Origin of the sequence: Pseudomonas sp. PGPPP4, from assembly GCF_002256045.1 — a bacterium.
Lineage (GTDB): Bacteria > Pseudomonadota > Gammaproteobacteria > Pseudomonadales > Pseudomonadaceae > Chryseomonas > Chryseomonas oryzihabitans.
This window is the reverse complement of sequence record NZ_NKID01000008.1, coordinates 60,788-83,315: the sequence shown is the minus strand read 5'-3', so window position 1 is coordinate 83,315 and position 22,528 is coordinate 60,788. Positions and strand designations below refer to the sequence as shown.

24 protein-coding genes are annotated in these 22,528 nt (G+C 61.2%); 4 read left to right on the top strand and 20 right to left on the bottom strand.

All coding sequences use genetic code 11. The features are described 5' to 3' along the window. Nucleotides 1-14: 14 nt before the first annotated feature. The 12 genes from flgK to CFE50_RS15245 form a co-directional block, all read right to left on the bottom strand. A complete protein-coding gene (flgK, locus tag CFE50_RS15300) occupies nt 15-2,024 on the bottom strand; it encodes a flagellar hook-associated protein FlgK (RefSeq protein WP_169853501.1) in 2,010 nt (669 codons plus the stop codon). A gap of 9 nt (nt 2,025-2,033) precedes the next feature. After that, nucleotides 2,034-3,296, bottom strand: coding sequence for a flagellar assembly peptidoglycan hydrolase FlgJ (flgJ, locus tag CFE50_RS15295; protein WP_286734721.1), 1,263 nt, complete (start codon nt 3,294-3,296; stop codon nt 2,034-2,036). A gap of 13 nt (nt 3,297-3,309) precedes the next feature. After that, nucleotides 3,310-4,413, bottom strand: coding sequence for a flagellar basal body P-ring protein FlgI (locus CFE50_RS15290; protein ID WP_169853499.1), 1,104 nt, complete (start codon nt 4,411-4,413; stop codon nt 3,310-3,312). Nucleotides 4,414-4,424: 11 nt separating this feature from the next. Next, on the bottom strand, nt 4,425-5,120 hold the full coding sequence (gene flgH / locus CFE50_RS15285) for a flagellar basal body L-ring protein FlgH (RefSeq protein ID WP_169853498.1): 696 nt from the start codon (nt 5,118-5,120) through the stop codon (nt 4,425-4,427). Nucleotides 5,121-5,146: 26 nt separating this feature from the next. Then, nucleotides 5,147-5,932: a flagellar basal-body rod protein FlgG gene (flgG, locus tag CFE50_RS15280; protein WP_145008913.1), complete on the bottom strand. Its 786-nt coding sequence runs from the start codon at nt 5,930-5,932 to the stop codon at nt 5,147-5,149. A 46-nt stretch (nt 5,933-5,978) separates the two neighbouring features. Beyond that, entirely contained in the window at nt 5,979-6,719 is a 741-nt protein-coding gene (locus CFE50_RS15275) for a flagellar basal body rod protein FlgF (protein WP_169853497.1), read from the bottom strand. 150 nt (nt 6,720-6,869) lie between these two features. After that, entirely contained in the window at nt 6,870-8,180 is a 1,311-nt protein-coding gene (gene flgE, locus CFE50_RS15270) for a flagellar hook protein FlgE (protein ID WP_187697125.1), read from the bottom strand. A gap of 28 nt (nt 8,181-8,208) precedes the next feature. Then, complete coding sequence (locus CFE50_RS15265; RefSeq protein ID WP_169853496.1) at nt 8,209-8,937, bottom strand: flagellar hook assembly protein FlgD; 729 nt, start codon at nt 8,935-8,937, stop codon at nt 8,209-8,211. 16 nt (nt 8,938-8,953) lie between these two features. After that, nucleotides 8,954-9,391, bottom strand: coding sequence for a flagellar basal body rod protein FlgC (gene flgC / locus CFE50_RS15260; RefSeq protein ID WP_145008909.1), 438 nt, complete (start codon nt 9,389-9,391; stop codon nt 8,954-8,956). A 2-nt stretch (nt 9,392-9,393) separates the two neighbouring features. Next, nucleotides 9,394-9,816, bottom strand: coding sequence for a flagellar basal body rod protein FlgB (gene flgB, locus CFE50_RS15255; protein WP_169853495.1), 423 nt, complete (start codon nt 9,814-9,816; stop codon nt 9,394-9,396). Nucleotides 9,817-10,038: 222 nt separating this feature from the next. Continuing rightward, nucleotides 10,039-10,866, bottom strand: coding sequence for a protein-glutamate O-methyltransferase CheR (cheR, locus tag CFE50_RS15250; RefSeq protein ID WP_169853494.1), 828 nt, complete (start codon nt 10,864-10,866; stop codon nt 10,039-10,041). Between the two features lie 42 nt (nt 10,867-10,908). Then, nucleotides 10,909-11,841 carry a chemotaxis protein CheV gene (locus CFE50_RS15245; RefSeq protein ID WP_007160449.1) on the bottom strand — a complete coding sequence of 311 codons (933 nt, stop codon included), beginning with the start codon at nt 11,839-11,841 and terminating at the stop codon, nt 10,909-10,911. Nucleotides 11,842-11,991: 150 nt separating this feature from the next. Between CFE50_RS15245 and flgA the strand changes: the two genes are divergently transcribed. The 4 genes from flgA to CFE50_RS15225 all read left to right on the top strand — a co-directional run bounded on the left by flgA (nt 11,992) and on the right by CFE50_RS15225 (nt 14,495). Continuing rightward, on the top strand, nt 11,992-12,669 hold the full coding sequence (gene flgA / locus CFE50_RS15240; RefSeq protein WP_262378007.1) for a flagellar basal body P-ring formation chaperone FlgA: 678 nt from the start codon (nt 11,992-11,994) through the stop codon (nt 12,667-12,669). A gap of 164 nt (nt 12,670-12,833) precedes the next feature. Next, nucleotides 12,834-13,145 (top strand): flagellar biosynthesis anti-sigma factor FlgM, encoded by a 312-nt coding sequence (gene flgM, locus CFE50_RS15235; RefSeq protein ID WP_169853493.1) that lies wholly within the window; start codon nt 12,834-12,836, stop codon nt 13,143-13,145. 54 nt (nt 13,146-13,199) lie between these two features. Continuing rightward, nucleotides 13,200-13,670, top strand: a complete 471-nt coding sequence (locus tag CFE50_RS15230; RefSeq protein WP_169853492.1) for a flagella synthesis protein FlgN — start codon at nt 13,200-13,202, stop codon at nt 13,668-13,670. Nucleotides 13,671-13,760: 90 nt separating this feature from the next. Next, nucleotides 13,761-14,495, top strand: a complete 735-nt coding sequence (locus CFE50_RS15225) for a flagellar brake protein (protein ID WP_169853491.1) — start codon at nt 13,761-13,763, stop codon at nt 14,493-14,495. A 42-nt stretch (nt 14,496-14,537) separates the two neighbouring features. Here the strand turns inward: CFE50_RS15225 and CFE50_RS15220 are convergent, their stop codons facing one another. Genes CFE50_RS15220 through CFE50_RS15185 form a run of 8 tightly spaced genes read right to left on the bottom strand, consistent with a single transcriptional unit; the run spans nt 14,538 to nt 22,526 of the window. Continuing rightward, nucleotides 14,538-15,893 (bottom strand): MFS transporter, encoded by a 1,356-nt coding sequence (locus CFE50_RS15220; RefSeq protein ID WP_169853490.1) that lies wholly within the window; start codon nt 15,891-15,893, stop codon nt 14,538-14,540. Between the two features lie 44 nt (nt 15,894-15,937). Continuing rightward, complete coding sequence (locus CFE50_RS15215; RefSeq protein WP_027598042.1) at nt 15,938-16,786, bottom strand: glycosyltransferase family 2 protein; 849 nt, start codon at nt 16,784-16,786, stop codon at nt 15,938-15,940. A 13-nt stretch (nt 16,787-16,799) separates the two neighbouring features. Beyond that, nucleotides 16,800-17,156 (bottom strand): SMR family transporter, encoded by a 357-nt coding sequence (locus CFE50_RS15210; protein ID WP_007160456.1) that lies wholly within the window; start codon nt 17,154-17,156, stop codon nt 16,800-16,802. Then, on the bottom strand, nt 17,153-17,986 hold the full coding sequence (locus CFE50_RS15205) for a sugar phosphate isomerase/epimerase family protein (RefSeq protein WP_074584330.1): 834 nt from the start codon (nt 17,984-17,986) through the stop codon (nt 17,153-17,155). Before CFE50_RS15205 ends, CFE50_RS15210 begins: the two co-directional genes overlap by 4 nt. Continuing rightward, on the bottom strand, nt 17,986-18,774 hold the full coding sequence (locus CFE50_RS15200) for an NAD-dependent epimerase/dehydratase family protein (protein ID WP_037007070.1): 789 nt from the start codon (nt 18,772-18,774) through the stop codon (nt 17,986-17,988). The genes CFE50_RS15205 and CFE50_RS15200 overlap by 1 nt, the downstream gene beginning before the upstream one ends. Before the next feature lie 5 nt (nt 18,775-18,779). Further along, complete coding sequence (locus CFE50_RS15195) at nt 18,780-20,411, bottom strand: hypothetical protein (protein WP_286734702.1); 1,632 nt, start codon at nt 20,409-20,411, stop codon at nt 18,780-18,782. Next, entirely contained in the window at nt 20,392-21,456 is a 1,065-nt protein-coding gene (locus CFE50_RS15190) for an FAD-dependent oxidoreductase (protein ID WP_502694705.1), read from the bottom strand. Before CFE50_RS15190 ends, CFE50_RS15195 begins: the two co-directional genes overlap by 20 nt. Before the next feature lie 47 nt (nt 21,457-21,503). After that, nucleotides 21,504-22,526: a glycosyltransferase gene (locus CFE50_RS15185; protein WP_027598048.1), complete on the bottom strand. Its 1,023-nt coding sequence runs from the start codon at nt 22,524-22,526 to the stop codon at nt 21,504-21,506. Between the last annotated feature and the right edge of the window lie 2 nt (nt 22,527-22,528).

Sequence of the window (22,528 nt, the reverse complement as noted above, 5' to 3'; positions counted from 1 at the left end):
GCCGGCGTCCCCTATCAGAAGGCTTGAATCAAGGTATTGAACACGGTCTGAGAGATCTCGATGATCTTGGCCGAGGCGGTGTAGTACTGCTGGAACTTGATCAGATTAGCCGCCTCTTCGTCCAGGTTCACGCCAGATACCGAAGATTGGTTGGTCTGCGCCTGGGTCAGGATGGCTGAGGTAGCACTGGCGTCCAGGCTCGCCTGGCTGGTTTGGGCGCCGACCGTTTCCACCAGGCTGCTATAGGTATTGGTCATGCTGGCAGTGCCCACCGTGGCGGAGGTCTGTAGCCCCAGCAACGACAGCGCATTGGTGTTATCGGAGCTACCGCTGGTGTTGAATGCCACGCTGAAGGTATCTCCGTTGGAGGGATTACCGGCAAGCGTTACCTGAAAATCGAAGGCACTGGGCACCGTCGAGCCGTTAGCAGCGATGCTCACCGTTACCTTGTTGCTTTGGCCGGCGACGATGGAGCCCGTGCCTATGCTGTTGCCACTGGCGTCGTAGACCGTGTAACCCTGGCTACCATCGCTGGCGGCCGCAGCGAACTTGAGTTTGACCGGCATGGCGTTCTGTACACTGGTAGCGAGGTTGCTCGCCGAGGTGCTGTCATAGACGCTGAGTTTGGTCGTCAGGGTCGGCGAGCTGACCGTACCAGTCCCGATGTTGCTGGCGCTGCTGGTAGCAGCCAGCGGAGCCGCGAATGCCAGGTCATTGGCATCAGTCATGGCGACCTTGATCTGATTCGACGCCAATCGGGTGGGTTGCACGGTGAAGGTGTCGCCGGCCGTTACGCTACCCGTACGCAGTCCCAACTGTAGGCCCTCGATCTCGTCCGCCGGTGACGTATTGAGACTATGGCTGCCCAGATCCTTACCGTCGGACAATCGGGTGACGCTGTAATCCGTCGCGCTAGTGAAGACCACCTTGTAGTCGCTGGTACCCAAGGCGCTGCTATCGGCGATGGTCACGTTGAGGTTGGCATAGGTATCACTATTGGTAGCACGGCCGATACTGCGAGAAGCAACGGCGGACGCACTGTTGATGTCGTTAAATACCTTGGTGCCAAAAGTCCCGTCAAGATCAAGACCTTGAGCCTGCTGGCTGTTGATCGCATCCGAGGCCACTAGCGCTAGCCTACCCAAGGCGTTCAACGATGGATTCACGATTTCGTCGCGATAGCGAACCATGCCGGTCATCGACCCGCCCGTGATGGCCTCAGTTACGTCGACGGAGGTACCGCTTGGCATCTGCAGCGTCAATGAAAACTGCGACGGATCGCCAGTGCTTGCCTGTGCGCTCAGGGTGCTGACAGTCCCTCCCACCACCAACGGTTGGCCGGAACCAATATAGACGTTGTAGTTGCCGTCCTGGTTGACCACCGAGACACCTACCAACTTGTTGAGCTCGGTGATCGCTTGGTCCCGGGCGTCGAGCAAGGAGTTGGGCGTAGCGCCATTGGCCGAAGCGGCAGTAATCGATTGGTTGTACTGGGCGATCTTGTTGGCCAGGGTGTTGACCTGAGTGGCCGAAGAAGAAAGCTGAGTATTGACATAGCTGTTCTGATCCGACAGCTGGCTGTAGAGCGAGTTGAATCTTTGGCTGAGCGTGGTGGCGCTGGTCAGTACCAACGAGCGCGACGCACTGTCGGTCGGTGTCGCCGAAGCGGTCTGCAGCGAGGAGAAGAAGCTGCTCAGCGCGGTACTGATACCAGTGGTGCTATCGGCCAGCAACGAATCGACGGACTTGGCAGCCGTGACATAGGTTTGGGCTTCGTTGTCCAGCGCCGTGCCGCTTTGTAGTTGGGTGGTCAGGTATTGGCTGTAGACCCGACGCACGTCGGCCACGGTAGTTCCGGTACCAACGTAGGCCAAACCTACGTTCTGCGCGGCGGCAGCACTCTGCGAAGTCAGCTGCCGCGAGTAGCCGGCAGTGTCGACGTTGGTGATGTTGTTGCCCGTCGTGCTCAGCGCCGTCTGGCTCGCCTGCAGTCCAGACAGACCGATGGAAATGAGACTGGCCATGGATTGTCCTTAGGTACGCTTTACCGAGGTATCGACCGCAGCGATGTTTTCGTAGGTACTCTTCATTTGCCGTGCAATCTGACTGACCTTGCGGGCGTACTGCGGATCGCTGGCGTAGCCGGCACGCTGTAGCTCGTGCATGAACTGGCTGGAGTCGCCGCTCTTGGCCAGCGCCTTGCCGTAGCGATCGTTGCTTTGCAGGAAACTCACGTAGTCGTCGAAGCTCTGCTTAAAGGAATCGTAGGAGCGAAAATCCGCGGCTTCCTTACTCGCTTTGCCATTGCGGTATTCGGTGGTCAGGGTGGTAGCGACGTCACCGCTCCAGCTCGAATGGGCCTTGATGCCGAACAGGTTGTTGCTGGTGCTGCCGTCCCGCTCGCGGATGATGGACTTGCCCCAGCCGGTTTCAAGCGCGGCTTGAGCCACCAGGTAATGGGCATCCACGCCAATCTTTTTTGCTGCCTCCTGCGCCATGGGCAGCATGGTATCGACGAACTCCTGACGCGTCCGGAATACCGACTTGCCCGCGGTCTGCCCTAGCGGTGCAACACTACCGCTATTCAGCCGGGCGCTGCCGCTCACGCTGGTCGCGGCCGAGGTGCCCAACTGCTGCACGGCCTTCCAGTTGGTGGCATTGGCGGCCGTCGCACTGTTGCCATTGGCGGCATTGGCCGCCGCGGCCAGCAGGGCCTCCTGGCTCTGTGCCGCGCTGGCCTTGCTGGGCATGGCCAGACGGCGGGAATTCAGCAGCGCCGACACGTCCTTGCGCTCGCTGGTACTGGCACCGCCGTTCGAGCTGGCAACCGCTGCTGCCTGCGAGGCCTTGCCATCCCAGAGGGCGCGACGCATGTCCATCGCCACGCTGGCACTTGCCTGAGCGGTGTTGCCGGTAGCCGGAACGGCCTTGGTAGCCGGGACCTCGGTCGACGGAGTCTTGCCGGTATCCTTGAGCATGCTCCGGGTCATCATGTCCGCAAGACCGATGCCGCCCCCGTTCTTGGCGAGGTTGACCGAAAGCTGCTGGTCATACATGTCCTGGAACTGCTTGGTGGTCTGGCTGTTGAACGGGCTGTCCTGAGCGCCCACCTCATTGGCCGAGCGCATCGACTTGAGCATCTGGTTCAGGAACACCGACTCGAACTCCTGGGCGACCTTACGGACGTTGCTTTCGCTGTCGCGATCAGCCCCGTTCTTGAGGTTGTTCAAGCGGTTCAGGTCGGTATAGGCACCGGAATCTACCGAATCGAAAGTCCCGCCCAGGCGTGCAGTCATCGCCATTACTCCATCAGATTACGATCAGGTCGGCCTGCAGCGCGCCGGCCTGTTTCAGCGCTTCGAGAATGGCCACCAGGTCGCTGGGTGCAGCGCCCACCTGATTCACCGCTCTCACGATCTCGTCCAGGGTGGTTCCTGGACCGAACTTGAACATCGGCTTGGCCTCCTGCTTGGCCTTGACGGTCGACTGGGGCGTCACCACCGTCTGCCCACCCGACAGGGGATTGGGCTGGCTGACCTGGGGGTCTTCACTGATGGTCACCGTCAGGCTGCCCTGGGTCACTGCGGCCGGCGACACCTTGACGTTCTGCCCGATGACGATGGTCCCGGTGCGGGAGTTGACGATGACCTTGGCCACCTCCTGCCCCGGATCCACCTCCATGTTCTCCAGGATCGAGATGTAGTCGACGCGCTGGCTAGGTTCCACCGGCGCCGTGACGCGAATCGATCCGGCATCAACAGCGGATGCAACACCCGCGCCAAGTGTCTCGTTGATCTTGTCGACGATGCGCTTGGCGGTGGTGAAGTCGCTGCGTTTTAAGTCCAGCGTGATACTGTTGCCTTGATCAAAGCCGCTCGGTACCGGCCGCTCGACCGTGGCGCCATTGGGAATGCGTCCCGCCGACGGAACGTTGACGGTGATCTTCGAGCCATCGCGGCCTTCGGCGTCAAAACCGCCAACGACCAGGTTGCCCTGGGCGATGGCATAGATCTGGCCGTCGATCCCCTTCAACGGTGACAGCAGCAGGCTGCCGCCTCTCAGGCTCTTTGAGTTGCCGATGGATGCCACGGTGATATCGATGGTCTGGCCAGGCTTGGCGAAGGCTGGCAGATCGGCATGGATGGAAACCGCCGCCACGTTCTTGAGCTGGGCCGAGCTCGTTCCTGCCGGCACCTTGATGCCGAACTGCGCCAGCATGTTGTTGAAGGTCTGGATGGTGAAAGGCGTCTGGGTGGTCTGATCACCCGTCCCGGGCAGGCCCACCACCAGACCGTAGCCGATCAGCTGGTTGGTCCGTACGCCCTGGATGTTGGCGATGTCCTTGAGACGTTCAGCCTGGGCGAAGGGCATTGTCAGCAGCAGGGCGAACACGCCGAACAGGGTCTTGCGCATGACGATCATCCTCAGAACGGCATCAGGGCGCTGCCAAAGAACTGGCTCAGCCACCCAGGTTGGCTCGCATCTGCGAAGGAACCAGTCCCCGAGTAGGTGATCCGGGCATCGGCCACGCGAGTAGACGACACGGTATTGTCGGTGGCGATATCGTCGGCGCGGACCATGCCCTGGATGCGCATGAGCTCGTTGCCGGTGTTGAGCGTCAACCACTTCTCGCCACGGACCACCAGAATGCCGTTGGGCAGCACCTCGGCAATGGTCACGGTAAGGGAACCGGTCAGACTGTTGCCTTGGGCCGCAGTTGACTTTCCGGTGTTAGAGCGAGTCCCCGAATAGCCGGCGTCTAAGCTCAGGTCGCCGTCGGAAAGAGGATTGGGAATCGACGGCTTGGCGCCGAACAGGGAGGTCAGGCCGAGGGTCGCTTTGCTGTTCTTGGCGATGTCGGAGCTGGCGTTCTTGCTGGCCTGGGTCTTTTCCTGCAGGGTGACGGTGATGATGTCGCCCACGCGGAAAGCCTTGCGATCGGTATAGAGGTTCTGTTCGAACCCCGACTGGAAGATGGCGCCGTTGTTCTGCGCCGCCGGCACCGGTGTGCGCGGCAACACTGGAGCGTAATAGGGATCGTCCGGCTTGGCGGCCGGGGCTACGCATCCTGCGAGTACGAGCGCTCCGAATAGCGGAGCGACGGCAAAGAGACGATTCATGGAGCGCTACCTCGCAGGGGCATCTGTTACAGATTCTGGGTGACGAAGCCGAGCATCTGGTCGGCGGTAGAAATGACCTTGGAATTCATCTCGTAGGCGCGCTGGGTGGTGATCATGTTCACCATCTCTTCCACGGTGCTCACGTTGGAGGTTTCCAGGGTGTTTTGCTGGATGGTGCCCAACCCATTGTTGCCCGGCGTACCAACCTGGGGCGCGCCGCTGCTGGTGGTCTCGGCGAACAGGTTGTTGCCCATGGCCTGCAGGCCGCCCGGGTTGACGAACTGGGCGGTCTGGATGGTGCCGATGGTGGTAACGGTCGAGGATCCGGCCTGGGTCACCGAGACGGTGCCGTCCTGGCCAACGGTGAAGGTCTGGGTATCGGCGGGCACGGTGATGGCGGGCTCGACCGGAAAGCCATTGGCCGTGACGATCTGGCCGTCGGCATTGAGGTGGAAGGTACCGTCGCGGGTGTAATTGACGGTGCCGTCTGGCATCTGGACCTGGAAGAACCCATGGCCATTGATGGCCATGTCCAGGGGCTGCTCGGTCGTTTGCAGGGTGCCCTGGGTAAAGGTTTTCTGCGTGCCGACGATGCGCACACCGGTACCCAGTTGCAGGCCCGAGGGCAGCTCGCTGTCCTGGGTGGACTGCGCACCGGGCTGGCGACGGATCTGATAGAGCAGGTCCTGGAATTCGGCGCGGTCGCGCTTAAAGCCGGTCGTCGAGACGTTGGCCAAGTTGTTGGAGATGGTCGTCAGGTTGGTGTCCTGAGCGGCCAGACCAGTCTTGGCGACATAGAGGGCGGAAATCATCGTTTTTCTCCTTCGGCGCCGGGAATCAGGCGTCAACAGCGTTCGATCAGCTGAATTGCAAAACCTTTGCCATGGACGCGTCGTTGTCCTCGGCGGATTTCATCATCTTGATCTGCAGTTCGAATTGCTTCGAAAGCGAGAGGATCGATGTCATCTCTTCCACCGCACTGACGTTGCTCGACTCGGTGAAACCGGACACCACCTGGACGCCAGCGTCCGCCGTCGCGGGTTTGCCGTCCTTGGTACGGATGGTCCCGTCGAGGCCCTTTTCGAGATTCTTCGGGTCCGGATTGACCAGTTTGATGCGATCGATGACCGCCAGGGCATTGGTGTTTTCCCCGGCGCCGCGAACGGTGATGGAGCCATCCTGGCCGATCTCGATCTGCTGATTGGGCGGCACGGCGATCGGCCCACCATTGCCGAGGACCGGCAAATCGTTGCCGGTGCGCAGCATGCCCAGGGCGTCCACCTTGAGGCTGCCGGTACGGACGTAGGCTTCCTTGCCGTCGGCGCCTTGCACCGCGATCCAGCCATTGCCCTGGATGGCCACGTCGAGATCCCGACCGGTTTCCTGCAGGGTGCCCGGGGTGAAGTCAGTGCCTGGCCGCTCGCTCATGGAATAGACCCGCGAGGGGTAGCTCTCGCCGAAGGTCTGCATGGAGCGAGCCTGCTCGAAATCCCGGCGAAAGCCACTGGTGGAGATGTTGGCGAGGTTGTTGGAGTGCGCCTGGATGGCCATGGTGTTCTGGCTGGCGCCAGTCATGGCGAGATATAGCAATCGGTCCATAGGGTCCTCGCAGGGCGATGGGTATCGCCAGGGGTCTGAAACTGTCCAGACCTTTTTAGCAAGGCACGTGCCACTCTTAACAATCCGTTGATTTAAAAGAAAAAAAGCCCTCGCAAGGAGGGCTTTTTCACAGCGACCGTCAAAGAACCGTTAGCGGATCTGGATGATGGTCTGGGACAGCGTGTTTTCCGTCTCGATCGTCTTGGCGTTGGCCTGGTAGTTACGCTGGGCCACGATCAGATTGACCAGTTCGGAACTCAGATCCACGTTAGAATCCTCTAGTGAGCCCGAGGTGAGCGTGCCTAGAGTCCCGGAAGACGGAGTCCCCACTACCGCCTGGCCGGACGTCGAAGACTGGGCGAAGGTATTGCCGCCCAATGGCGTCAGACCTTGGTTATTGGTGAAACTAGCGAGAATTACCTGGCCGATCACCTTGGATTGGCTGTTAGTGAAAGACGCATAGAGCTTGCCTTCGCTATCAATGGTAAGTCCCGACAGCTGACCAGTGGTGTAACCATCCTGCGACTTGCTCGTAACAGCGAAGGCGGTCGAAGTCTGAGTGGTGCTACTCATATCGATCGCAATGCCGCCCGTGGCAGCAGACGCCCCATTGGCACCGTAAGTTTTAGGTGTGGTAGACGCGTTGGTCACTGTTGCCGGCACCCAATTGTTCAAGACGAACTTGCCGGTGCTACTAACGGTGAGACCCGTCCCACCGCTTGCGCTGAGCTTGCCAGTGCTATCGAACGTCAGAGTGTTAGTCAGCGGCGTGGTAGACGTCGGATCGGCCGGGTTGCGGCCGTCGACCAAGGTGTACATGTTCCAACTATTGGTATCGGTCTTCGCGTAGTAATACGTCAGGGTGTGTTCGTTGCCCTGGGAATCGTAGATGCTGGTTGACGTCGAGTTGTTGTAGCTAGTCGCATCGCTCGGGCTGAAGGTCGTGGTAGTGGGCACCGTGGCCGAGGAGTTTAGGCTCAATACCTCGGTATCCTTGGTGGTCGCTTTGGGCGCCTGGTTGCTGGTGTCGATCTTCAGATTGGTGGCGACGCCACTGATAACATTGCCATCGGCGTCCGCGGCATAGCCCCGCAAATTGTAACCCGAGGCGTTGACGATGTTGCCGGAGGAGTCGGTCTTAAAAGTACCATCGCGGGTATAGAGGTTTGAACCGTTGTTGTTCACCACAAAGAATCCGCTGCCGTTGACGGCAAGATCCAATGCGTTGCCAGTGCTGGTCAGGTTGCCCTGAGTAAATTGCTGGGCGACGGCGGCCGTGCGTACGCCGGCGCCCGGCTGATTGGCGCTGGAGCCCAGATACATAGAACTGGAATAGACATCGGCGAATTCGGCACGCGAGGACTTGAAGCCTGTGGTGCCCACGTTGGCGATGTTGTTACCAGTCACGTTCAAATCCGTACTAGCGGCATTCAGGCCACTGAGGCCGACATTGAAGCTCATAATACTACTCCTGTCCGGCGATGCCGGCTCACTGGCCTATAGTGGTTACTTTCGACAGAGCAACACTGCTTCCGTCGGCTAGATTGAGCGTCATTTCACTGCCGGTACTGCCCATGGTCACGCTGCTCACCGTATTGGGGAGGTTGGTGGTCAGCGCAGTGGCGGTACCTTCAATGCTGGCTGTGGCCTTGAAGGTGTAAGTGCCGGAAGCCTGGGTGGTGCCATCGCCATTCTTGCCATCCCAAGTGAAGGAATGGGTTCCGGCGCTGGTCGCGCTCAGATTGATGGTGTCGACCAGAGATCCCGAGCTGTCGTACACACCCACGGCCACATTGCTTCCGGATGAGGGCAGCACAACGCTACCGGTCATGCCCGTGGAGGTGTCGACCACTGCCGTGCTGCCGGCGGCGATCACCGAGCGCCCCACCAGAGACGAGGCCTGCAGCGCCTGCGAGGAGTTGTAGTTGCTGATTATGGAGTCAACAGACGTATTGAGATTCTGAAGCGACTCGACGCTACTAAATTGGGCCAGCTGGGCGACGAACTCGGTATTGTCCTGAGGATCCAAAGGATTCTGGTTGTTGAGCTGAGTAACCAGTAATTGGAGGAAGTCATCCTTCCCCAGACTACTGGTACTACTCGAGCCAGAAGAGGTACCGCTCGAGGCCGAACTGCTGCTCGTGCTCGACACCTTGCTATTGGACAGCACGGATGACAGCAGCGAACTGTTATTGGTGGTGGAAGAAGTGGTGGTCATGTCGACTCCCTAGCGATCACTGACCAAGGGTCAGCACCTTCTGCATCATCTGTTTGGCGGTATTCATCATTTCCGCATTGGTCTGGAAGGCGCGACTGGCCGAGATCATGTCAGCCATTTCCTCCACCACGTTCACGTTTGGGTAGTAGACGTAACCGTCCTTGTCCGCCATAGGATGATGGGGCTCGTAGCGCTTCTGCACCTCGCTCTGGTCCTCGACGATGCCCTTGACCTCCACCCCGACCCCGGCCTGGCCCTGGTCATCAAACAGCGAGGAACCGCCCTGGGCCTCGCTGAGCTGGGCAGCGAACACCGGATGGCGAGCCTTGTAGGTCTGGTCGACGCTGGAGGCGACCGACTCGGCGTTGGCCATGTTGCTGGCCACAGTGTTGAGGCGGACGTTCTGGGCGCTCATCGCGCTACCGGCGATGTTGAACAACGAACTCAGGGACATGGTTATTCTCCCTTGATGGCCGACATCAGCCCCTTGAACTTGCTATTAAGCAGCGTGAAGCTGGCCTGGAAGTTCATGGCGTTCTCCGCGTAATTGGCCTGCTCTACCTGGGCATCCACGGTGTTCTGGTCGACCGAGGGCTGAGTGGGGATGCGATATTTCAACGCCGAGTCGCCCATGCTCATGTCGAAGCCTTCGGCAGCGATATGGCGGCTGTTGGTGGTTTCCAGCTGATAGTGGCCGGAAGCCCCCGAAGCGCTCTTGGCTGCCTGCTCCGCCATCACGGCACTGAAATCCAAGTCCCGTGCCTTGTAACCAGGGGTATCGGCATTGGCCAGATTGTTGCCCAACACCTCGGCGCGCTGCGAACGGAAATTTAGCGCCTGCTCGTGCAACCCGAGTGCCTTTTCGAAACTGATGCTCATGTCGAGAGACCTTTGACGTGGCTTGCAAACGATTTAGCAAGGCCCGTGCCAGCCTCCAGCATCCATCTAAATCAAGGGCTTAGCGCAAGGTGGCAGTCAGAACGACGGCAAGCGGCAAGGTTTTTCCGCCGTCCTTGCCAGGCCCCGAGGCTAAGGCGGCAAAACTTTGGCGCAAAAGAAAGGGCAGACCTGGGTCTGCCCTTGGGGTGTCCATCGACCGGCCTATTTGGCCTTGTAGATGATGCCCGGATTGCACTGCACCATCTGATAGAGATCCGGCAGGCCATTGAGCGCCTCGGAGGCGCCCAGGAACAGATAGCCGCCCGGCTTGAGGGTGCCGTGGATGCGCGTGAGGATGTCCTTCTTCACCTCGGCAGAGAAGTAGATGAGCACGTTGCGGCAGAACACCATGTCGAACTTGCCGAGGCTGGCATAGCTGTCCAGCAGATTTAGCGCACGGAATTCGATGCGGCTGCGAATCGCCGGCTTGACCGCCCAGCGCCCCGGCTGCTGCACGTCGAAGTAGCGCTGCAGCCGCTCCTGGGACAGCCCTCGGCCGATCGCCAGCGAATCGTACTCGCCGGACTTGGCCGCAGTGAGAATGGCGCCGGACAGGTCGGTCGCCACGATCTGCATGCCGCTACGCCCCTGCCCTGCCGCGCTCCGCTCGAATTCGTCCATGGTCATGGACAGCGAATAGGGTTCCTGACCCGAAGAGCAGGCCGCCGACCAGACCCGCAGGCGCTGGCCGAAGGTGTTCTTGGTCAACTCCGGCAAGAGGCGGTTCTTGAGCACCTCGAAGGGATAGGTATCGCGAAACCAGAGGGTTTCGTTGGTCGTCATCGCATCGATGACCTTTTCCCGCAACCCGCCTCGGGGCTGCATCTGGATGCGCTGCACCAACTCCGACAACGTCTTGATCCCCTCGGTCTCCATCAGCTTGTTGAGCCGACTGGAGACGAGGTACTGCTTGTTGTCACCGAGCAGGATCCCGCTGGATTTCTCGAGGAAATCACGAAAAAGCACAAAATCCGCGTTGACTGCTGACACTGCCGCTCCGCCTTCTGGATACCGGGATAGAGACGCCTTCACCTAGTGACTGTCGACCGCGTTGATGCGCTCGGCTACCCGGGAGGCAAGATCATCGGGGCGGAACTTGGCCAGGAAGTCGTCCGCACCGACCTTCTTGACCATCGCCTGGTTGAAGACGCCGGACAAGGAGGTATGCAGCAGTATATGCACTTTCTGCATCCGCGAATCATGACGGATTTCCGCCGTCAGGGTGTAGCCATCCATTTCCGGCATCTCGATGTCGGAAATGATCATCAGCAATTCCTCTTCCGGACGCTTGCCTTCGGCCACCATGGCCTGGAGGTAATTCAGGGCCTGGCGGCCGTCGTTGAGGGAGATAACCTCTACCCCGACGGTTTCCAGGCAGCGACTCACCTGCTTGCGGGCCACCGAGGAGTCGTCAACGATCAGGACGCGCTTGGTGACGGCCTTGGCCTGTACCACTTCGCTGATGACGCCGGCCGACACGGTCTCGACGGACGGTGCGACTTCGGACAGGATCTTTTCCACGTCGATGATCTCGACGAGCTGGTTGTCGACCCGGGTAACGGCGGTCAGGTAGTGATCACGACCAGTGCCCTTGGGCGGCGGGTTGATGCCTTCCCAGTTCATGTTGACGATCCGCTCCACCGAGCGCACCAGAAAGCCCTGCACCTTGGTGTTGTACTCGGTGATGATCACGAAGCAGTTGTTGATGTCTTCCAGTCCACGGCGACCGGTGGCCATGGCCAGGTCGATGATGGGAAAGGTGCCGCCGCGAATGCTGGCCACGCCCCGTACCACCGGACTCGATTTCGGCATCACGGTGAGTTTGGGGCACTGCAGCACCTCCTTCACCTTGAAGACGTTGATGCCATAGAGCTGCGAGCCGTCCAGGCGGAACAGGAGCAGCTCCAGACGGTTCTGGCCCACCAGTTGGGTACGTTGGTTGACTGCGTCCAATACACCAGCCATTAGATGACTCCTTTGAATGCCCGGGAACGGGTTATCGCAACGCGGCACGGGGCTTGCTTATGGGTTTATCACAAAGATCGCAGCGACGTGTTTCCGACCATGACTCTAGCTCGAAGACTAGCCCTTGGCCTCCTGACCTTACTCTGCTGTATGCAAAGTAGGGTCTTCGCGGAAGACGCCTACACCTCACCTGATGAACTTATCGGCGCTGTCGAAAGTTTTCTTGAGGAACGCGTACAGGAATATTTGCTCGATACCAGCCTCAACGCACGCCACGAAACTCAGGTTAAGGCGATCGACCCGCGCTTGCGCCTGGCAGAGTGCGACAAACCTCTGACGCTTATCCAGCAGGGCGACCCGACTCCCATCGGTCGTATCAGCATCAAGGTTCGCTGCGAGGGCTCCAGTCCATGGACCGTATTCGTACCCGCCCAGGTCAAGCTATACCGACCGGTAGTTGTCGCCCTCCAGCCCCTGATGCGCGGAGCCCTACTAGACAACAGCAACGTGGCGCTGGTGGAGCGCGACGTTGGCACCCTTAGCCAGGGCTACCTGACCAGCCTGGAGACGGTGCTCGGCGCCAAGCTGAAGCGCCAGGTGATGAGTGATCAGCCCCTGGCACCGGCCTATCTTGAACAGGCCGAACTTGTTCACAAGGGCGAACAGGTCGTCATTAATGCCCGCACCTCGTCCTTCAGCATTCGCATGCAGGGCGAAGCCCTCGCCGACGGTGCCAAGGACGAGGAGATCCGCATCCGTAATCTGAGCTCCAACCGGGTGATCCGAGGGCGCGTGGTCGATCAGGGTCAAGTGGAGGTCGCTCTTTAGCTCGACGTGATAAAGGAGTAACTTCTAGTCATTCAAGCGCTTGGAACGACTAAAAGAGATCCTGTCCAAAGATGTGAACCGTTGCGCAGGTCTACGGCTAAAGTTTCCGCCCAGCGGGCCGATAAACCGGACATGTGAGCGATACATCCCGAGGAATTTCACGAATGGCTATAGATATCAATCGCCTGAACTCGACGTCGACGTCAGGCATCAGCACCCGTAGCACCTCGGCCCCGAAAGACGGTGTCAGCCTGGAAAGCAAGGATGTCACCTCCACAGCCACCAGCCAAAAGTCAGGTGAATCGGTAAATCTGAGCCCCGCGGCTCAGCAGCTGAATTCCTTGACCGCCGGGCTGAAGGATCTGCCAGTGGTCGACAGTGACAAGGTCAGTCGCCTGAAGCAGGCTATCGCCGATGGCTCCTATAAAGTCGATAGCCAAAAGGTCGCCGACAAGCTGCTCGCCTTCGAGTCCTGAGGCAGTGGCGTCGGGCGGACCTGGTGAGAAACATTAACCAAGAGATTCCGAGCCATGCCCGCCACGCCTCTCCTTACCATTACCCTTACCGACGTCGAGCTCGCCGACCAGCTGCTGGCGCTCCTCGAAGAGGAGTTTCAGGCCCTCGCGCAACGCGACCTTGTCGCGCTGGAAAGTATGCTCGGCGGCAAGCAGATCCTGCTCAAGCAACTCGATCAGCATGCCCAGCACCGCTCTACTCTGCTTCGCTCGGCAGGCCTGAGCAATGACCTCGCCGGCTTGCAGCTTTACGCCGCCAGCCAGGACGAAGGCCAGGCACTGCTGGCGGCTTCCGCGCGCCTGAGCGAGCTGATCGAGGCCTGCAAGCAGCGCAACGTCCGTAATGGCCAGATTATCCAGGCCAGCCAGATAGGCACGTCGCGGGTGCTCAATCTCCTGCAGGGCAGCAGCTCGGCGCCTACGCTCTACAACAGTCGCGGCAGCCAGACCCGCAGCGGCTATCAGCGCCCGCTGAGCTCGGCCTGAGCACAGACATAGTCACGCCAACGCGTTTTTCGCTTTACAGATGGCAGTTAGCCAGTATCTTTGCTGACCGCTGTTTACAGGAGTTTCCAGGTGCAAGGTTCTTCCGCTAGCGACAATGCCGCTCAGCCACCCCAGGTCTATCGCTCAAAGGGCGAGATCCTGGCCTGCCTGCGGCCGGCGCAACAGCAGCACATTCCACTGCGGATCACCTTCAATCGTCAGGGGCAGCAATTCCAGAGCTTCGTCGTCGAAATCGACGAAGCCAAGGGACTGATCGCGCTGGACGAGTTCATCCCACGCGAAGCCGAACGCCTGCTCGAACAGGGCCAGGCGTTTCGGGTGGACAGCTTCCACGAAGGCATCAAGGTCACCTGGCAGATCGATCAGCCGGTCGAGTTCAGCGAACTGGACGGCAACCGCTGCTATTGGATCGGCCTGCCCACTGAGCTCACCTATCACCAGCGGCGCAATGCCTATCGGGTCAAGCTGCTGCTGACCCAGCCGGCGACAGCCGAGTTGAGTCAGGGCAACAGCCAAATCCAGCTGCGTGGCCAACTGATCGACCTGTCGGCCACGGGCTGCAAGCTACGCTTTCCCGGCAACGTGACCCACTTGCTGCAACCCGGGCAGCGGGTCCAGAGCTTTACCGCCGAGTTGCCCATAGGCGCCATCAACACGCCGGTGACCATCCGCCACGTGGCCTGTCCGGACCGCCTGGAATACAGCGACGTGGGCGTCTGCTTCGACAACCTCAGTGGCGCAGCCCAGCGCCAGGTCGAGCGCTTCATCTACCAGCTGCAGCGAGAAAATCGCCGGTTCGAGTGACCGATCGGGCGCCCACGGCTGCTGGGCGCCCTCCTCCAACTCTCAGGTCGCCTTTGATTCAGGCGGATTCTGGGGAAACTCGATCTCTTCCTGCAGAGGTGTCCCCTCCTCGGCACGTTCCTCCCCCACGATCGGATCAGTATGCATCTGGTCGTGTACCACCTGGCTATCGACCCGTGGATCCAGCGCGGCTGCCAGCGGCGAACTGGTCGACCCTTCGGGCATCTGCACATGGCTCAAGGGCGCCTCGTCGACCAGGTGCTTGCCCGTGACTGCATCCGGCCGGATGCGCCAGATCAGGATCGCCCCGCAGAGGACGACGAAGGCATAGAGCATATTGGGCCCGACCAGATTCATCAGCGCACCCACCACCAGCGGACCGATACAGGCGCCGATGCCAAAGGTCACCAGCAGCATGGCACTCAGGGAGACCCGTCGCTCCCCTTCGATATGGTCATTGGACAGCGCCACCGCCAGCGGATAGAGCACGAACTGCAGCAGGCTGGCGATGAGGCCGAGGGGTAGCAGCACCACCGGCGGCACATGGGGCAGCACGGCCAACGGCAGGGCGGCGAGGGTCAGGGCGATGGCGACCACGCGGATCAGCCAGCTGCGATCATGCCGATCCGAGAGCCAGCCGATCGGCCACTGGGTGATCAGTCCGGCGAAGATGCAGCAGGCCATGAACAGGCCGATGCGCTCGGTGGGCAGGCCCTGGGCGCTGGCATAGAGCGGCGCCAGGCCATAGAAGGAGCCGATCACCAGTCCGGCAACCAGGGTCGTCGTCAACGACTGCGGAATCCGCTGGATGAAGAACGTGGGTTCCAGCGGCGCCGGCTTGAGCGGCGCCGGGTGGATCTTGCCGGTGACCGCTACTGGCACCAGACACAGGGCATAGCAGATGGCGACCAGCATCAGCTTGTCGACGCCGAGATCGGGCGAGAGCACCAGCACCACCTGCCCCAGCGCCAGGCCAAGGTAGGAGGCGGTCATGTAGCCGGAAAAGACCTTGCCCCGCTCGCCAGGGCCAGCCTGCTCGTTGAGCCAGCTTTCCAGCACCATGTACTGGCACATCATGCCCATGCCGATCAGTACCCTGAGCGCCAGCCACACCGGCAACCAGGGCAGCAGGCCGATGCCCAGTACCGCGGCGCCGACCACCCCGGCACAGGTCACATAGGCGCGGATATGGCCAACCTTGGCGATCAGCCGATGCCCCAGCTTGCCGCCTATCACCAGTCCTGCGTAATAGGCGGCGGTCAGAGCGCCGACCCAGAGTCCCTGCACCTGATCGGCGGCCAGTCGCAGGCCTAGATAGGTACTCAGCAGACCGGTCCCGATCAACATCAACAGCGTCGCGAAATAGAGCCCGCGAAACGCCGACAGCACACGCACCATTGCCTACTCCATCGTCTCTTGCGCATCAGGCGAGCGCGACGGGATCAGCTTCGTCGTTGCGCTGCCAACTGGGCATCCTCGCCCAGGCGTGGGTTGTAGTGGCCTGCACAGGCCTTCATCAGTACCTGCAACACCGACAGATTACCTCTGACGCTGCTGATCTTGGTGGGTACCTCGCCCTTCGGATAGCGCCGCACGGTGGGGAGTTCCACGCAGCGATAGCCCAATTTCGGTACCCGGTAGGACAGATAGGCCAGCAACTCGTAGGTGGTGAACTCGTCGCGGAACGGTGCCACGCGCGGATCCAGCAGCATGGCCCGGCTGTAGGCGCGGAAACCCTGGGTGGTGTCGGTCCAGTGGAAACCCGAGGCCAGGCTCAGCATGGGGGCATGGATGAAGCGAATGGCGAAGTCACGGGACTTGGGGGTGTTCTCCGCCACGCCGCCGGCCAAAAAGCGCGAGGCCTGGACAAAATCGTAACCCTGCTCGATGGCTTCGATGAAGCGCGGGATGGCGTCCGGATCGTCCTTGTCGTTGCCGTCGATGGTCACGATGCCGGTGTAACCCTCGTCGAGGACGAAGGCATAGGCGCAGCGCAGCTGGGCGCTCAGCTTGCCCGGCGCGGTCTTGACCAGCAGCCCGCGGACGCCCAGTTCCTGCAGCCGTTGCGGCTCCAGCGAGCCATCGGTGCTGCCGCCGTCGACGATGATGACATCGGCGATGTCGGCGATCCTGACCGCCGCCATGCGCCGCAGGAGGTTGAGAATGCGCTCGCCTTCGTTGATGACCGGAATCACCACGCAGTGCGGGCGGCTACGGCCGTTCCAGAAGGTCGTCGAATAGCTGGGCACCTGCCAGAGGGCGCGCTCGGTGGCGGGAATTGCAGTAGTCATAGGTCCTCCAGGTTCAACCGACACGGGCCGTGATGAGGGCGACGCCGGCGATGATCAGGACGATGCCTGCCGCCGTGGTCCAGGGAAAGGCTTCGCGAAAGATCACCACTGACAGCAGTGCGACGCTGGCGATGGCGCCGGCCGTCAGCACCGGATGCGCCACGTTCAGCGGCAGCTTGGCGAGGGCGGCGGCATACAGCAGAAAGGCCAGGCCATACATGAACAGCCCGAGCCAGAACGGCCAGTTGGCCAGCGCGCCCATGGGATCGCTCAGGCTGGGAAAACGCCGCGGCGGCAGCATGGCCAGTTTCACCAGCACGCTCGCCGAGGCATTGGACGCGATGCCCAGGATCAGGATCAGCCACTTCATGCGGCAGCCTCCGGCAGGTCTCGATAGGCCTTGACCGCGACCTGGACGCCCCGCTCCAGCGCGGCCAGGTTGGAGCCCTGCTTGGCTGGCAGCATCTCGATGCTGACGACCTGTTCCGGCAGGCGGCGGGTCAGGGCGAAGGCGATGCCCTCGTGGTTGGTACCGCCCTCCCCCAAGGTCACCAGGTCCGGCTCGCTGGCATGGACGTGACCGATCAGCTCGGCATGCTCTTCGAGCACGCGAGCGGCATCTTCCTCGTTGATGGTCAGGGCGCCGGTATCGAGTTGCATGCGGATCGCCGGATGCTCGACCGCCCGCACCACGGCGGCGGTGGAGTCGCTGTCGATCATGAAGTTGGCGCCATAGCGGGGCGGATTCGGCTCCAGACAGATCTGCACGCCATGGGTCGCGGCCACATCGCCCAGACGGCGGAAGAAATCCCGTGCCTGTGCCAGGGCCTGGTCGTCACTCAAGCCCGAGCGATCGCGATTGCGCGGCGAGCCGAACACCAGACGCGTCGCACCCAGTCCCTCGGCGACCCGGCAGACGCCCTCCAGCTGCGCCAGCAGCGCGTGCTGGATGTCGTTGGCGCCAAAGACATTGAGTCCGGTGGTGCCGAACAGCAGGGCCTGCATGCCGGTGATCTCGATGCCACGGGCCTGCCACTGCTGACGCACCGCCTGGATGTCCTGGGCGGTGGCCGTCTTGGGATCGGCGAAGTACTTGCCGGGCGCGATGTCGATGGCATCGACCCGGTATTGCTGCAGGATCTCGGCGACCATGGCGTCATCGGTCGGATCCCAGGCGATATTGGAGATGGCGATGCGCATCACTGACCCTCCGCCTTGATGACCGGAGGTTCCGACTGGGCATAGGCGCGCACGGCCAGCAGGGTATCGCGGGCGCTGTACTGGTAGCCGTCACGCCCGCCGAAGACCTCGGCATGCACGCTGCGAAAATCGTAGCGCGCCGGCGTACCCTCCAGGGTGTTGCCGAAGTCGCGTCCGAAGCCCTGGCGGGCGATGTCCGCCACGCTGATGGGCTCGGCGGTCAGGTGCACCAGGTCCAGCCCGGCGGCCTGGGCGGTCTGGATGTCATAGCCGAGATTGACCATCGGATAGAACTGGAAGACGCCGCGACTTTCCACGGCGTGCAGGTTGTTGTCGTTGAGCAGGTCATAGATCACGTTCTTGCGCAGGCCGGGACCGACCAGGCCAGGCAGGCGGACGATCAGGGCATTGGCGAAATGCTCCCGGACGAACTGCTCCAGTCGATAGCGATTGGCGCCGTAGGCGTGCAGGCCCTCTTCGTCCACCGCGGTGGTCTCATCCACCCCGAGCGGCTGCTTGAAGACGTCCACGGTGCTGATCAGCACGAAGGAATCGCACTGGATCCGCGACAGATGACCGATCAGGCCATCGATCTTCTGGCGATCGGCCTCGGGATCGCGATTGGCGATCCACTTCTGGGCGGGGGCACCGGCGCAGATGACCTGGCCATAGGGCTGGTCGCCGATCTGGTCGATATTGGTGGAGCGAAACAGCGCGCCGAAGGCCTTCTGCTTGAGCAGCGTCGACCCCACGAAGCCGCTGTACCCTATCAATGCGTCGGTCTTCATGTTGCTCACCCCTTGGTCTTGAATCTCAGGCAATAGTCCGGTTGGCACTCCTCGACGGGATAACGCTCGTCCAGGTAGGCCTTGAGTCGTGGAAACTTGTCGTGCATGGAAATGTTGTTCAGGTTGAATGACCAGAAGGTCGTCGAATACACCACCGCCGGCGGATCGGCATGCTGCAGATCGCTGAGCAGATCGGCCTCGTAGGGCGGCGTGGCATAGACCGGATAGATGTACTTGGTACAGGCCGGCAGATCGGTCACCCCGTTGATGACCCCGTTGTTGGCCAGGTCGAACACACAGTGGGCGCCGCTCTCCAGCAGGCGCTGCGAGGCCCATTGCACTCCGGGCGTTGCCAGGGCGGCGTCATCCGGCAAGGCGGCCAGCTCTGGTACCCAGGCGAGCCCCTGGGCCCACACCCGCTCCACCGGCGACTTGTAGAAGTTGAAGGCGGCGAGCAGCACCAGCAGCGCCGCCAGGGCCGGCACCAGCAGCCGCCGACTGAAGGCCAGCAGTGCTCCCGCCAGCAGCACCGCGAAGAACGGCGAGGGATTAAGTCCGACCAGCCCCAGCAGCACGGCAGCGGCAATGGCCGCGGCGGCCGCGCGCGGGTGGGCCGAGATATCCCAGCCGCCGTTGCGCGCCAGGCGCTGCCGCCGGGCGGCATAGAGCAGACTTAGCAGGGGGACCCAGAAACCCATCTGGATGTGCTGAAAGTCCGCGCGATTGACCCCGATCTTGAAGAAGATCGCGAGCAGCACGGCCAGGGCACCGATCAGTGGCAGGTCCTCGCTCCAGCGCCATGGCCAGGGCAGACAACGGATCAGGGCGAAACCTGCCAGGGCCGTGGGCACCGCCAGCAGCAGGCTCAGCGCCAGCGGCCGGGCACTCAGCCCGTAGCCCCACTGGGACGAGGTCTCCAGGAGGAAGGTCAGGTTCTTGACGTAATCGGTCAGGGCGAAGAAATCGGTACCAAAGCCAAGCCAGCCGACAGTCGCCACGAAGCTCAGCAGAGACAGGACATGCCGCCGCTGCAGGAGCAGCGTGAGCAGTACCGCCGAGCCGATGGCCAGCACCCCGGCGATGCCGCGGTCATAGGACCAGAACAGGTTGAAGCCGGCCGCCAGGCCCAGCAACACCTCGCACAGCAGTCGCCGCGGCGTGGTCTCCACCTTGCGATGCAGGCAGAAGAGAAACAGCGACAGCAGCAGGAAGAGATCGCGATAGCCCACCACCTGGGTCGCCACGGCGCCCACGGCGACCAGCAGGATCAGGCGCGCGCGGCCCTTGGGCACCGGGCACAGCAACACGGCCGTTCCCCAGAGCAGCAGTGCCGCACCGGTGTTGCACAGTCCATAGAGGATCTGGGTCACCAGGAAGGTGTGCTGGGCGCCGAACCAGGTCTCCGCCAGCCATACCGGGATGAAATCCAGGCCACCATGGATGGTGAAGGCATGGGCGCCCGGCTGACTGTGCAGCAGCGTCGGCAATGTGGCGAAATACTCCCCCTGGTGGAAGGGATCGAGGATGACGCCCTTGCCGAACAGAAAGAAATTGATGATGGAAAAGACCAGAACGCTGATGAAGCCGGCGACGCCGGACACCCCCCTGGGTGTCGCTTCAGTGGAAGGGTTCGGCATCGAGGCGCTCCAGGGCATCGAAAATGTTGTCGATCTTGCCACCCAGCATCGAATAGCAGCCGGGCAGTTGGGGATGTTGTTCGAAGAGGATGGGACGGCCGTCGTCGCCTTCGTTCTTCATCAGAATGGTCTTCACTTCGAACAGCGAATCCCGGTACTCCACCCGCGCCGCTGCCGACATGTAGCGGGCCACGTCGCGCACCATCCAGTCCGCCCGCGAGGCGCGGTCATAGCCGTCCAGCAGCGCATAGGGATCGGTGCCATTGGCGTCTTCCCAGTTCAGGTGCGGGGTGTAGCGCACATGGGACAGGGTGTGCAGACCCCGGGCCGGGAACGGCATCATGGAAAAGAACGGACCGTCCATGACCGTCACCCCGAGGTTGCGCAGTTCCGGAGGCATCTCCACCAGCGCCATCTCGGTGATTTCGTGACGCAGCCGGGTGGCGGTCCCGGGGAAATCGCCACCGTACTGGTTGAGGCCGCTGTAGGTGCAGTTGAAGAGATAGCGGCACTGCATCTCCTCCTGGCCGCCGGCTTCGTCCACCACGTCGACCCCCAGGCCGCCGCGTTCGCCGCGGATCGCCGTCACGCGACTCTTGAAGCGCAACTCGACGCCGACGGCATCCAGTTCGCGACTCACTTCAGCGGCGAGTACGGCGGAGTTGAAGGCATATTCCTCGGTGAGATAAACCGCCTCGATCAGTCGATCGTCGAACAATCGACTTAATTCCTCGGACGCCGGTTGCAGCGACGCCTCGATCCCCTGACAGAAGCGTTCGAACTGTTTGGCCGTGACCTTGGAGTTGTTGCGGGCAATGGCATACAACTTGGTGAAGTCGCGCACCACCACATCCGGATAATCGCGCAAGAAGCGCGGCAAGTTGACTCGACTGCGAAAGGCCGTGACGAAACTGCGGGGATAGTGATAACCGTTATGGACGCGCGCCTGATTGTGATAAGAGGCGCGCTTCAACAGCCCGTCTTCCCGCTCGACCAGAGTGACTTTCGCAAAGCCTCTCACGCGCATGAGATACAGGGCCGTCATGGCCCCGTAAAATCCGCCACCTATGACGATCGCATCTCTCATGATCGTCAGGCCATGCCGGATTGAGTGGCCGGCCTTGCGGCATTGCCGCCCTGCACTACTTCGACATTGAGCTTGTCACGGCGCGTCATGACCGCACTCGTGAACTCCTGGGCGACATGATAGAGCGGCCCTTCGTTGACTCTGTGGGTCAACTGCAGGACATATTCGCCGAGCACCAGCAGGACCAGCGAAATGAGAAAGAACATGCCGGACTGCTGTAATGAAATCGTCACCCAACCTGGCGCGACGTCATCCTTGAACAGGCCGATGGCGATGACGTAGATCGAATAGAGCAGATTGGACAGGGCCCCGACGATGGACAGGAAACTGACCATGCGCATGGGCTTGCGGGTGGAGGACACCAGCAGCCGGGCACCGCGATCGAAGCTGCCGGACAAACGCTTGGGCTTGGTGCTGCGCGGCGGCATGCTGTATTCGAGATTGATCCGCGAGAAGCCCGCCGTCGCCGGCAGATGGCGATAGGTCAGCGCCGGCGCGGGGTGGCGCAGGATGTAATTGATGACCTTCTTGCTGAGCATCCGGTACTGAGGCGCATCCTTGGCCAGATCGACGCCGTTGAACTGCTTGTAGAGACTGTTGAAGCCCTTGGAGCAAAGACTGTAGGACAGGGTCTGCCGAACTTTCTGCTGATTGTTGGCGAACACCACGTCGATGCCACCCGCAGCCTGTTGCAACATGTCGGGCAAGAAGGCGATGTCATCGGTTTCCGGATCTATGACGACCGCGAAGTCTCCCAGCGCATTCTCCAGTCCAACCCAGGCGGCGGTATCGGAGTCCACTTCCTTGGTCAGGGCATATACCTGCAGATTGGGCAGGCCATTGATGCTGGTGAGTTGCTTCAATCGAGCTACGCTGTCATCAGAAGAGGCGTTGTCGACAATGATAAGTTCGTAGTCACTTACCAAGGGACCGATAACAGTTGCCGCGCGCTCGAGGACGCTCTGCAACTCGGTAGCCTGATTACGCACAACGAACACGACTGAAAGTAGGACGGGATAAAAGGCCATGA

What these genes read in the sequence shown, in the direction of transcription:
- flgK (WP_169853501.1), bottom strand. Translation starts at nt 2,024, where the DNA reads ATGGCCAGTCTCATTTCCATCGGTCTGTCTGGACTGCAGGCGAGCCAG.
- flgJ (WP_286734721.1), bottom strand. Translation starts at nt 3,296, where the DNA reads ATGACTGCACGCCTGGGCGGGACTTTCGATTCGGTAGATTCCGGTGCC.
- CFE50_RS15290 (WP_169853499.1), bottom strand. Translation starts at nt 4,413, where the DNA reads ATGCGCAAGACCCTGTTCGGCGTGTTCGCCCTGCTGCTGACAATGCCC.
- flgH (WP_169853498.1), bottom strand. Translation starts at nt 5,120, where the DNA reads ATGAATCGTCTCTTTGCCGTCGCTCCGCTATTCGGAGCGCTCGTACTC.
- flgG (WP_145008913.1), bottom strand. Translation starts at nt 5,932, where the DNA reads ATGATTTCCGCCCTCTATGTCGCCAAGACTGGTCTGGCCGCTCAGGAC.
- CFE50_RS15275 (WP_169853497.1), bottom strand. Translation starts at nt 6,719, where the DNA reads ATGGACCGATTGCTATATCTCGCCATGACTGGCGCCAGCCAGAACACC.
- flgE (WP_187697125.1), bottom strand. Translation starts at nt 8,180, where the DNA reads ATGAGCTTCAATGTCGGCCTCAGTGGCCTGAATGCCGCTAGTACGGAT.
- CFE50_RS15265 (WP_169853496.1), bottom strand. Translation starts at nt 8,937, where the DNA reads ATGACCACCACTTCTTCCACCACCAATAACAGTTCGCTGCTGTCATCC.
- flgC (WP_145008909.1), bottom strand. Translation starts at nt 9,391, where the DNA reads ATGTCCCTGAGTTCGTTGTTCAACATCGCCGGTAGCGCGATGAGCGCC.
- flgB (WP_169853495.1), bottom strand. Translation starts at nt 9,816, where the DNA reads ATGAGCATCAGTTTCGAAAAGGCACTCGGGTTGCACGAGCAGGCGCTA.
- CFE50_RS15245 (WP_007160449.1), bottom strand. Translation starts at nt 11,841, where the DNA reads ATGGCTGGTGTATTGGACGCAGTCAACCAACGTACCCAACTGGTGGGC.
- flgA (WP_262378007.1), top strand. Translation starts at nt 11,992, where the DNA reads ATGCAAAGTAGGGTCTTCGCGGAAGACGCCTACACCTCACCTGATGAA.
- flgM (WP_169853493.1), top strand. Translation starts at nt 12,834, where the DNA reads ATGGCTATAGATATCAATCGCCTGAACTCGACGTCGACGTCAGGCATC.
- CFE50_RS15230 (WP_169853492.1), top strand. Translation starts at nt 13,200, where the DNA reads ATGCCCGCCACGCCTCTCCTTACCATTACCCTTACCGACGTCGAGCTC.
- CFE50_RS15220 (WP_169853490.1), bottom strand. Translation starts at nt 15,893, where the DNA reads ATGGTGCGTGTGCTGTCGGCGTTTCGCGGGCTCTATTTCGCGACGCTG.
- CFE50_RS15215 (WP_027598042.1), bottom strand. Translation starts at nt 16,786, where the DNA reads ATGACTACTGCAATTCCCGCCACCGAGCGCGCCCTCTGGCAGGTGCCC.
- CFE50_RS15210 (WP_007160456.1), bottom strand. Translation starts at nt 17,156, where the DNA reads ATGAAGTGGCTGATCCTGATCCTGGGCATCGCGTCCAATGCCTCGGCG.
- CFE50_RS15205 (WP_074584330.1), bottom strand. Translation starts at nt 17,986, where the DNA reads ATGCGCATCGCCATCTCCAATATCGCCTGGGATCCGACCGATGACGCC.
- CFE50_RS15200 (WP_037007070.1), bottom strand. Translation starts at nt 18,774, where the DNA reads ATGAAGACCGACGCATTGATAGGGTACAGCGGCTTCGTGGGGTCGACG.
- CFE50_RS15195 (WP_286734702.1), bottom strand. Translation starts at nt 20,411, where the DNA reads ATGCCGAACCCTTCCACTGAAGCGACACCCAGGGGGGTGTCCGGCGTC.
- CFE50_RS15190 (WP_502694705.1), bottom strand. Translation starts at nt 21,456, where the DNA reads ATGACGGCCCTGTATCTCATGCGCGTGAGAGGCTTTGCGAAAGTCACT.
- CFE50_RS15185 (WP_027598048.1), bottom strand. Translation starts at nt 22,526, where the DNA reads ATGGCCTTTTATCCCGTCCTACTTTCAGTCGTGTTCGTTGTGCGTAAT.